The 9,860-nt window shown below is 70.5% G+C and carries 8 protein-coding genes; 6 read left to right on the plus strand and 2 right to left on the minus strand.

The window, feature by feature from the left end; translation table 11 throughout:
- Nucleotides 1-14 precede the first annotated feature (14 nt).
- Genes VGZ23_08490 through VGZ23_08510 form a run of 5 tightly spaced genes read left to right on the plus strand, consistent with a single transcriptional unit; the run spans nt 15 to nt 5,546 of the window.
- Nucleotides 15-1,061 (plus strand): glutamate cyclase domain-containing protein, encoded by a 1,047-nt coding sequence (locus VGZ23_08490; GenBank protein ID HEV2357632.1) that lies wholly within the window; start codon nt 15-17, stop codon nt 1,059-1,061.
- Between the two features lie 32 nt (nt 1,062-1,093).
- Nucleotides 1,094-2,176: a pyridoxal-phosphate dependent enzyme gene (locus tag VGZ23_08495; GenBank protein ID HEV2357633.1), complete on the plus strand. Its 1,083-nt coding sequence runs from the start codon at nt 1,094-1,096 to the stop codon at nt 2,174-2,176.
- Nucleotides 2,173-3,756 carry an ABC transporter substrate-binding protein gene (locus VGZ23_08500; GenBank protein ID HEV2357634.1) on the plus strand — a complete coding sequence of 528 codons (1,584 nt, stop codon included), beginning with the start codon at nt 2,173-2,175 and terminating at the stop codon, nt 3,754-3,756. The genes VGZ23_08495 and VGZ23_08500 overlap by 4 nt, the downstream gene beginning before the upstream one ends.
- Nucleotides 3,757-3,780: 24 nt before the next feature.
- Nucleotides 3,781-4,701 carry an ABC transporter permease gene (locus VGZ23_08505; protein HEV2357635.1) on the plus strand — a complete coding sequence of 307 codons (921 nt, stop codon included), beginning with the start codon at nt 3,781-3,783 and terminating at the stop codon, nt 4,699-4,701.
- Between the two features lie 8 nt (nt 4,702-4,709).
- Entirely contained in the window at nt 4,710-5,546 is an 837-nt protein-coding gene (locus tag VGZ23_08510; protein HEV2357636.1) for an ABC transporter permease, read from the plus strand.
- 11 nt (nt 5,547-5,557) lie between these two features.
- Here VGZ23_08510 and VGZ23_08515 read toward each other — a convergent pair whose 3' ends face one another.
- Together VGZ23_08515 and VGZ23_08520 are read right to left on the minus strand one after the other, a co-directional pair.
- A complete protein-coding gene (locus VGZ23_08515; protein HEV2357637.1) occupies nt 5,558-6,652 on the minus strand; it encodes a phosphodiester glycosidase family protein in 1,095 nt (364 codons plus the stop codon).
- 65 nt (nt 6,653-6,717) lie between these two features.
- Nucleotides 6,718-9,555, minus strand: coding sequence for a SpoIIE family protein phosphatase (locus tag VGZ23_08520; protein HEV2357638.1), 2,838 nt, complete (start codon nt 9,553-9,555; stop codon nt 6,718-6,720).
- A gap of 100 nt (nt 9,556-9,655) precedes the next feature.
- Here VGZ23_08520 and VGZ23_08525 point away from each other — a divergent pair.
- The coding region (locus VGZ23_08525; GenBank protein HEV2357639.1) for a hypothetical protein at nt 9,656-9,860 on the plus strand (205 nt) is incomplete at its 3' end.

The following is a 9,860-nucleotide window of genomic DNA, read 5'->3' on the forward strand; positions in this document are numbered from 1 at the left end:
GAGGATCGGAGAGCGTGCCGGACGCGGACGCAAAGCTGCTGACCGTCGGGGAGGCGATCGACAGCCTCTGCTCCATCGAGATCACAGGCCGCGGCGTGGTGCGCGCGCTCTACTCCGCCGCACGCGCGGCGCAGCACGGCCCGTTGTGTCTTGCGGCGGCGCGGGAGTTGACGCGGCGGGTCCGGCCGGGCGACGCCGTCGTCATCGCGACCGGGCTGCCGACGTACCCGTGGTTCTTCGGCGAGCAGGACGGACCGGTCGGGACGGCCACGCTGGCCCGCGCGCTGGTCCTAGGTTTGGCCGCCAGACCCGTGATCGTGACGGAAGCCACCCACGTCGAGATGTGCCGCGCCGCGGTCCGCGGGGCCGGACTCTATGCGCGCGGCCTGGACGAGACGCTGCGGCTGCCGACGACGGCGGGGGTCATCGCGTTCCCGACCGACCCCGAAGAGGCCGAGGTCCTGGCCGCGGATCTGGTGCAGCGGGTGCGGCCGAAGGCGATGATCGCGATCGAACGCCCGGGCGCGAACGAGCACGGCCACTATCACGCGGCCAAGGGGTTGCGGCTCACGGACCACTGCGCCAAGGTGGACGTGCTGTTCGCGAAGGGGAAGGCCGCCGGTGCATACACGGTCGGTATCGGCGACGGCGGCAACGAGCTGGGCTGCGCGATCATCAAGGACACGGTCGTCGCCACGGTGCCCTATGGCCGGAAGTGTCAGTGTCCCTGCGGCGGCACGGTGGTGCCGGCGTTCATCCCGGACCACCTCGTGATCGCGGCGATCTCGAATTGGGGTGCGTACGGCATCGAGGCGGCCCTCGCGCTTGTGCTTGAGCGCCGCGAGATCCTCCACGGCCGCGACATCGACCGGCGGGTACATGACCTGTGTGCGGCCGCCGAAGCCAACAACAACGGGCCGGGGCTGCTTGATCCCGGGACCGACGCCGTCCCCGCCGAGATCCACGGTGCTTTCGTCGCGCTCTTAGGCTGCATGATCCAAAACGGCTTGGACTTTGGGCGCCTCTACAAGGAGCCGCGCTATCCCTGGCTCGCCGTCTAAGTCCGGGCGGCGCGAACGGGAGAAGGAGGGGCATGAGCCGCATGGCCACGACAGTGTACACCACCGTTGATCTCCGGCAGCGCATCGCGGCGATCCCGCGCGTCCGCCTCGGCTTCCTGCCCACGCCGATCCAACACTGCCCCAACCTCTCACGCGATCTCGGCGTCGATCTGTGGGTGAAGCGAGACGACCTCATCGGCCCGGCGTTCGGCGGCAACAAGATGCGAAACTTGGAGTGGCGCATGGCCGAGGCGCAGGCGTCAGGCGCCGACGTCCTCGTCTTCGGGGTCGAAGCGACCTCGAACTCGGCCCGGCAGACGACCGCCGCAGCCAACATGCTGGGGCTGCCGCTCGTGCTGGTCCTGCGCGGGACGCCGGGCGCGGAACCGCAGGGCAACCTGCTCTGCGACCTCATCCTGGGCGCCGAGGTGCGCCTGCTCGACCTGCCGACTTATCACGATCTCAGCCGCGCGGTTCAAGACGTGGTGGAGGAACTCCGCGCGCGGGGCCGGCGGCCCTGGAGCCTCAATCATGGCAAGATGTTCGAATGCGGAGCGGCGCTGGCGACCCTCGAGAATTTCCTCGAAATCCTAGATCTGCTTGAAGCCCGCGACCGGCGGCCGGACGCGATCTACATTTCGTCCGGCGGGAAGGGGCTCGCGGGGCTCGTCACCGCCAGGAAGGCGCTCGGCCTGCCCGTGCGCGTGTTCGGTATCGCGTCGACGAGCAACGAGGACCCCTGGCGGTACGCGGCGGAGACCGCCACCGCGACCGCCGCGCTGCTGGGGGTATCCATCACCGTGTCGCCGGAAGAAATCGAGGCGACGTACGACTACATTGGCCCCGGCTACGGCATCCCAACACCCGACGGCCTCGACGCGATCCTCCTGTTCGCCCGGCGCGAGGGCATCATGCTGGACCCTGTGTACACGGGGAAGGCCGCGGCGGGCCTGCTGGATCACATCCGCAAGGGTCTCGTGCCGCCTGGCGCGACGGTCGTGTTCGTCCACACCGGCGGACAGCCGGCGCTGTTCGCGCAGAGCCGGGCAATCCTGGATCATATTCGGGAACGTCAACGCACCGGCGCCTCGGGAGGCGGGGAGGGAAGAGCATGAGCGCCCGGGTGGGCGTGGCACTGATTGTCGCGGCGGTCCTCCTGCTCGCGCCGCTCACCACGGCACAGACCGAGCGGCCGCTCGTCTACGCGCAGAACGTCCCCGTGACGGCCATGGATACCGCGGGCTCCTCCATCGGGACGGTCTACCCGGCGGGCTACGAAGCGATGTACCTGATCTACGACGGGCTCGTAGCGTTCAACGACCGGATGCAGATCACACCGCAACTGGCGACGAGGTGGTCGGTATCCAAGGACGGCCTGACCTGGACCCTCACGCTCCGGCGCGGCGTGACGTTCCAGGACGGCACACCCTTCAACGCCGACGCCGTCGTCTTCCACATCCAGCGCCAGGCGGATCCCAAGGTCAACCAATCCAACCGGCCGCTGTGGGACCCCGTCGCCTCCGTGCGCAAGATCGATGACGACACGGTGGCGATCATGACCCAGAAGCCGTTCGGCGCCCTGCTGAACACGCTCGCGCACGGATCGGGGGGCATCGTCAGCCCGACGGCGGTGCGGCGGCTAGGCGAAGGATTCGCGCGTGCGCCGGTGGGCGCCGGGCCGTACATGGTCGAGCGGCTCGACACCGGCAGTCAACTTGTCCTGCGTCGCTTCGACCGCTATTGGGGCGGACGGACGGGGTACCCCGGCATCGTCCTGCGAAACGTGCCCGATCCCACCACCCGTATCGCCTTGTTGCAGTCGGGCCAGGCCGACGTCATCGGCGCCATCCCGCCGGAGAACGTCGCACCGCTCGAGAGCAGCGCCGACGTCGACGTCATCTCAAAACCCGCGCTCCGGACGTTCGGATTCGCCTTCAACTTGAACCGGCCGTTCTTCCAGGACGTCCGCGTGCGCCGGGCGTTCAACTACGCGATCGACCGCGGCCCGATCATCAAGGCGATCTTCAAGGGCTTCGCGACGCCCATCGACTCTCCGCTCTCGCCGTTCACTACCGGGCACGCGTCGGCGGGGACCTATTCGTACGACGTCACCAGGGCGAAGGCGTCCCTGGCCGAGGCCGGGTGGACGCCCGGACCGGGCGGCGTGCTCCGGAAGGGGGGGCAGCCTTTTGAGATCTCCGTCCTGACGCCGATCGGCATGCTCCCGAAGGACATCGAGGTCACGCAGGCATTCCAGGACTTCCTGCGCAACATCGGCGTGCGGGCGTCGATCAACCGCGTGGAGCCGGCCGCGTTCTGGGACTATCTCCGCGTCCCGCCGGACCGCCTGCGGTGGGATATGGTCCTCTTCGGGTTCAACCCATCCAACGGCGACGGCGCCTACCACATGGCGTCGTTGTTCCAAAGCAACCCGAGCCGCGGGGCACCCCCCAAAGTCTGGAATTTCACATGGTACGCGAATTCCAAGGTGGACGCGCTGCTCGACGGCGCGGACGCGACGGTCGACCAGGCGAAGCGGAACAGCCTGCTGGCCCAGGCCCAGCGCATCGTCTGGAACGACGCGCCCTACGTCTGGCTCTACGCCGAGAACGTCATCGTCGCCAAGCGGAAGGCCGTCCGGAACGTCGTGGTCCTGCCCATCGTCTTCACGATTCTGCGCAACGCGAGACCCTAGTCGGGGGACGCGCGCGCCGCCGCGATGGGCCTCTTCGCGGTGCGCCGCCTGATGCTGCTGCTCCCGCAGGGGCTCGGCATCGTGACCCTGATCTTCGTACTGTTTCGAGTGGTCCCGGGAGACCCCGCGCTGATCGTCGCCGGGCCGAACTCGACTCAGGCGCAGGTGGACGCGATCCGCCACGACCTCGGCCTCGACCGGCCGGTGTACGTCCAGTACGGCCGGTTTCTGCGCGACCTGGCGCGCGGCGACCTCGGCACCTCCCTCAGCCTGCGGATCCCGGTAACGACCGTGATCCTCGGCCGGTTGCCGGCCACGTTCGCGCTGATGATCGCCAGCCTCGCGGTGACGATCGCACTGGCCACCCCCACGGGTGTCATCGCGGCCGTCCATCCGCATGGCTTGCTCGCGCAGGTCATTACCGGGACATCGGTCCTCGCCCTGTCCATCCCGAATTTCCTGCTCGGGATGATCCTGATCGAGTACCTGGCCGTGCGACTGCGGCTGTTCCCGGCGGCCGGGACCGGCGGCGTCGCCTTCCTGATCATGCCGACCCTGGCCATCGCCGCCCGCCTTGTCGCCCTGGTCAGCCGGACGACCCGCGCAAGCGTCATCGAGGTTCTGGGCGAAGACTACGTCCGCACGGCGCGCGGCAAAGGCCTGAGCGTTCGCGCCGTCCTCTACCGCCATGCCCTCCGCCCGGCGGTCGTGCCCATTATCACCATGATCGGCCTGCAGGCCGGGTACCTGCTGGGCGGCTCGATCGTCGTCGAGACGTTGTTTGCGTACCAGGGGCTGGGGCAGGCGATGATTACGGCCGTCTCGCTGCGCGACTACTTCCTCGTGCAGGGGATTACCGCGGTCTACGTCGCCGGCTTCCTCCTGATCAATCTCGCCGTCGATCTCTCGTACGCGGTCTTTGATCCCCGTGTCCGGTACGCGTGACGGCCGCGGTGCGTAAGCGTCTCGGCCGCTTGCTCCACGTCCCCGCCATGGCGGTCGGTATCGGCCTCGTCACGGGGTACGTCCTCCTCGGGGCCGTCGCGCCCCGGATCGCGCCCTACGATCCCAACACCCAGAATCTCGCGGCCTCGCTGCAACCGCCGTCGCCGCGCCACTGGCTCGGCACGGACGACCTGGGACGCGACCTCGCGAGCCGGGTCATCGTGGCGGCGCGCGCGGACCTCGCCATCGTCGTGCTGGGAATGGCCATGGCGACGGCGCTGGCAGTGCCGGCGGGGCTCGTCGCGGGCTTCGCCGGGGGCGCCACCGACCGGATCCTCACCGGCGTGTCGGACGCCGCCTTGACGTTTCCGTCGCTGGTGCTTGCGGTCGTGCTCGTGAGTCTCTTCGGCGCGGGGTTGCAGAGCGTCGTGCTGGCGGTCGGGCTCACGACCGCCCCGGCGCTTGCGCGCTTGATCCGAAGCCTCGCCTTGACGACGGCGGGCGCCGAGTACGTGCACGCCGCGCGGGCCCTCGGCGCCGGTCCGCTCCGCCTCCTGCGCCGGCACGTCGTGCCCAACATCGCGGGCCGCGTGATCGTCTACACAACGCTCATGGGCAGCTATGCGATGCTGACCGTCACCGCGCTCGGCTTCCTGGGGCTCGGCGTGCAGCCGCCCGCGGCCGAGTGGGGCAACATGCTGGCGACGACCCGCACGTACGTCGCCACGGCGCCCTGGCTCCTGGCCGCGCCGGGCATCGCGATCGTGCTGTTTATCTTCGGCGTAAACTCGCTCGGCGACGCGCTCCGCGACCTGTTTGATCCGAAGCTCCTGTGGCGCCCCTGAGGCTCAACCGCCTAAGGAGCCTCGAGCGGCCACAGCACCAACGCGTTCGCCACCGGCCGGCCGGGGTGGACGAGGTAGGTCCCGCCGCAGACCAGGCTGCTCGACGCGTTGTCGTCGAGATTCATCGCGTCGACCGCGCCGAGCCCGAGGGCGGCCTCCGCGGCCTCGGGGATGGTCACCGACCCGACGACGGCCAGCAGCACCTGCCGATCGGCGGTGATCCCGATGATCGACCGCGTCCCTCGATACGCGAGAATCTTCGGATCGTGAAATCCTTCGGCCGCCGCGTCGACCACGGCGGCGCCGTCCGCCACGAGCCGCGGCCCCGCGCTCAGGCTGAACCGCGTGCGCAGCGGCTCGCCGTCCTGCACCGCCGCGTACGCGATGCGCTGTCCGGGGCGGAACTTCCAGCCGAGCACGTCCACCTCTCGGCCCTCGAGCGCCAGCACAAACCCGTTCGGCGGAATCGCCACGTCCGCGTCGCGGGCAATCGAGACGATCCGGCCCCCGAGCGCCGTGATCGCCAGATCGGCCGCAAATCCGAGGGCCGGGCCGCGGTCGGGCGTGTAGATGTAGGCGCCGGTGGCCGAAGTCGGCGTCTGGTTGAGGTTGTACGCGTACCAGTTGTCGGGATACGCGTCGTTCCCGTCGAGGGACCCGCGGATCTGCAGGCGGTCGGGCACCAGCCGGACGCGTCCGTCGTCGAACACGTCGAGGCGCGTTCCGAAGTCACCCAGATGGACGAGCCGGCCGTCGATCACGAGGGTCCCGTACGGCTCGCGCGTCTCCCCCGCGTAGGCGGCAAAGAAGGTCCCGTTGATGGCGCAGGCCGCGCCCGAGGACCGGGCGATCGACGCCAGCCACGCGTTGTCGCCGACCCGGGTGCCGGCCAACGCGACGCCCAGGCGGTAGCGCGACAGCGGCGCCCGCACAACGATCGCGGAGACGAGGCGGCCACCCGCGCTCACCGTCACGCGCTCGTACTCCCTCGAGTAGGCGGGTGCGCAGAGCAGCGCCGTCGCGAGAGTCAAAGCGGCGATGAGTGCGATACGTTGGACGAACCGGCGATGCGGCGCGGACATCCCGGACCGACGCGCGGCCGGCATGGTCTCCCCCCGATTGTCTTACCGACTTGCTCCTCGTACGTACGCGTCGTGCCTGGGGTTTCCGATCACCCTTCGCGGACGCGCGCCGCCGTGATCGCATCCCGCAGCGAATCGAAGACCGGCAGCATGCTCGAGACCCCCATCGCGGTGAAGACCGGACGTAGCCGGGCGTCGGGCGGCAGGACAAGCACGAGCATGCACCGGATGGTCCGCAACCGCCGCGCCACCTGCAGCAGCGTCCGAAATCCCTGGCTGTCGAAATACCGCGCCTCGCTGAGCGCCAGCACGACCGTTCCCCCCAACGCCTGCTCCGCGGCCTCCTGCAGCAGCGTCTTGAACCGGCCGGCGTTGTCCAAATCTACGTCGCCCGACACCTCGAGCACCGGCACGTCGTCGACGCGGCGGATCTGCCAGTGGTCCCAGTCGACCTCCAGCCGCCCGGACTCGCGCGCTACTGCCACACGACGCACGGGGGCCGCCGCGGGTTTGATGGACGGAGGCGCGGGGGCCGGCGGCGGCGCGGCGCGGGGGCGCAGCGGCAACGAAAACGTCACCGTCGTGCCGCCCGGCCCCGGCACGACCTGCACGTCGTCGGCCAGGGCGCGAATGAGATCGAGGCCCCGCCCGCCGTCCGTATGCGCGCGTCCCGGCCTCCACGTCCCCCGATCCCGGATCTCGACCCGCACCGCGCCGTCCTCGCGCTGCACCCGTAGGAACACCATCCCCGGCGACGCGCCGTAGGCGTGTTCGATCACGTTGTTGGCCGCCTCGCCCGAGGCGATCATGAGCGCGGAGACGACGTCTTCATCGAGATCGAGACCCCGGCTCAACTGCCGGAGGGCGTGCCGAATGAGCCGCAGGCTCGACGGCTGCGCCGGGAGCGTGAGGTCCAGGTGGTCCACGGGCTGTGGATCGACGGCGAGCGTGACGATCGCGACGTCGTCGGGCGCCGCCGTCCCGACCATGCGGGCCAGGATCGCGCGGGCCGCATCCGGCGAGCGGTCCCGTGCTTCCCGCGCGACGGTCTCGAGGAGCGCCTCATGTCCGCCGGCCGGATCACGGGTCGATTCGATCAACCCGTCGGTAATGAGCACCAGCAGCGAGCCGGGCGCGAGATCGGCCGTCCACGATGGCGCGGCGGCCGCCTCCATGAACCCCAGGGGCAGCCCGCCCGACGGCAGCGCCCGCGCGCCGTCGGGCTCGGCCAGGATCGGCGCGGGATGGCCGGCGGTCGCATAGGCGAACACGCCCGTCACGGGATCGAAGGTGCCGAAGATCGCCGTCGTCATACCCTCGTGCTCGTGGCTGAGCTTCAGCACCTGGCTCGCGATCGCGAGCACCTCGGCCGGAGGGTGGCCCTCCAGCGCCGCGGCCCGCACGGCCTGACGGACCTGACCCATCACCACCGCGGCCTCGACGCCCCGGCCCACGACATCACCGATCGCCAGCGCCACACGGCCGTCGGGAAGCCGGAAGACGTCGTACCAGTCGCCGCCCACGGCCGGCGCGCCCTCGCTCGGCACGTAGACGGCGCGGAGCCGTACCCCGGGAACGTCCGGCACCTCCGTCGGCAGCAGCGCCCGCTGCAGAGTCGCCGCCATCTGGTACTCGTTCGCATAGAGCCGCGCGCGCTCGAACGCCTGGGCGCACTGCCGGCCGAGCGCCAGCAAGAACTCCGCCTCGCCGCCGTCGGCTCGCGACAAACCGGCAACCCGGAGTGACAACACACCCGTCGCCGCTGAGTGCAGCCGCAGCGGCACGGTGGCGCCTCCCCCCTCGCGGCCCGCCGGGGGGTCCGCCCGGGGATGGTCCTCCGCGGGGGCGATATCATGCCACACCACCGTGCCCGTCCTCACCGCCTCCTCGAGATGACGGTCCTGACCCGGCGCCACCCGGCGCCACCGATCGGCGAATTCCTCCGTATACCCCATCGACGCGATCAGCTCGAAGGTTCCGTCCTGCGCCACGAGCCACACCGCGGCCGCCGACGCGCCGAGGACGCTCATGGCGCGCCCCACGACGGCGCGGGCGACCTGGCCTGGCGTGACCGCTTCGGACAGCGCCGCGCTGAGATCGACAAGCAGCCGCTGCCGGCGCCCAAGACGCGCGCGGCGCGAAATATCGTGCTCGATCATTGACGTGGCGATGATGCGCCCGCGTTCGTCCTTGATCGGTGAGATCGTGAGCGACACCTCGACCTGAGTGCCGTCCTTCCGCATCCGCACGGTCTCGAGGGGCGTGATGACGTCGCCCTCCCGCAGGCGCACCAGACCGCGGGGGATTTCGTCCGTCCGGCCGGCCGGCGTCAGCATCGCCAGCGGCCGGCCCACGGCGTCGCCCGGCGTGTAGCCGTAGACGCGCTCGGCGCCGCGGTTCCACGACAGGATGACGCCCTCCATGCTTGTGCTGAAGATCGCGTCGTCGGAGGACGCGGCGATGGCGGCGAGATGCGCCTGCGCCCCCGCCGCGGCGCGCCGCCGGCGTTCCGCCTCATGGGCGCGCGCGAACCCCTCGGCGGCCCCGAGCGCCGCGATCCCAAAGGCCCCAAGCGTCGGCAGCGCGTCGCGGAGCGCCGGCCACGACGCGTCGTGGGGCACGAGGAAATGCCAGGTCGCGATCATGGAAAGCAGCGCGGCGCCGTACCCGACGTCGCGGCCCGCGGCGTAGGCCAGCGCGGCAATCAACGGGATATAGAGGAAGAACCCGGGCCCGCCGATGAGGTGGGCCCGGAGCTGCACGGCCAGCGCGGTGACCCCGATGACCACCCCCACCATCAGCGCGAACTGGGCGATCGCCAGAGCGTAGTGCCGCCGGGAGGCGCGAGTCCGGACAGCCTGGACCGGCGCCCGGCTCGCTGAGCCGTCCGTCGGAGGCAATTGGGCAGACACGGGTTGCACGCTCATATCTACCCTGCTCGCGCGGCGCGGAAACCCGCACCCGGCCCGGCGGCTAGCGGCGCCGCGGCGTGGGTACTTGCCGTTCTGTGTTACAATCGTCCTTACCATGACGGCCGACTCGAACCTCGGGACGACGCGCCACTGCCCGGCGTGCGGCGGCGCCCGCGAGCCGTTTTTCGACAGCCCCTGCGAAGACCCGGTGGCCTGGCTGTGCCCGCCGTGCGGCACGGTCGAAATGGAAATGCCCCGGATGAGGCTGTCGCCCGAGGCGCGTGCCGAACTCGTGGCGCTGGAGGCCTTCATGCGGGCCG

The organism is bacterium, from assembly GCA_035945995.1.
Taxonomy (GTDB): domain Bacteria; phylum Sysuimicrobiota; class Sysuimicrobiia; order Sysuimicrobiales; family Segetimicrobiaceae; genus DASSJF01.

What these genes read in the sequence shown, in the direction of transcription:
- VGZ23_08495 (HEV2357633.1), top strand. Translation starts at nt 1,094, where the DNA reads ATGAGCCGCATGGCCACGACAGTGTACACCACCGTTGATCTCCGGCAG.
- VGZ23_08500 (HEV2357634.1), top strand. Translation starts at nt 2,173, where the DNA reads ATGAGCGCCCGGGTGGGCGTGGCACTGATTGTCGCGGCGGTCCTCCTG.
- VGZ23_08505 (HEV2357635.1), top strand. Translation starts at nt 3,781, where the DNA reads ATGGGCCTCTTCGCGGTGCGCCGCCTGATGCTGCTGCTCCCGCAGGGG.
- VGZ23_08515 (HEV2357637.1), bottom strand. Translation starts at nt 6,652, where the DNA reads ATGCCGGCCGCGCGTCGGTCCGGGATGTCCGCGCCGCATCGCCGGTTC.
- VGZ23_08520 (HEV2357638.1), bottom strand. Translation starts at nt 9,555, where the DNA reads ATGAGCGTGCAACCCGTGTCTGCCCAATTGCCTCCGACGGACGGCTCA.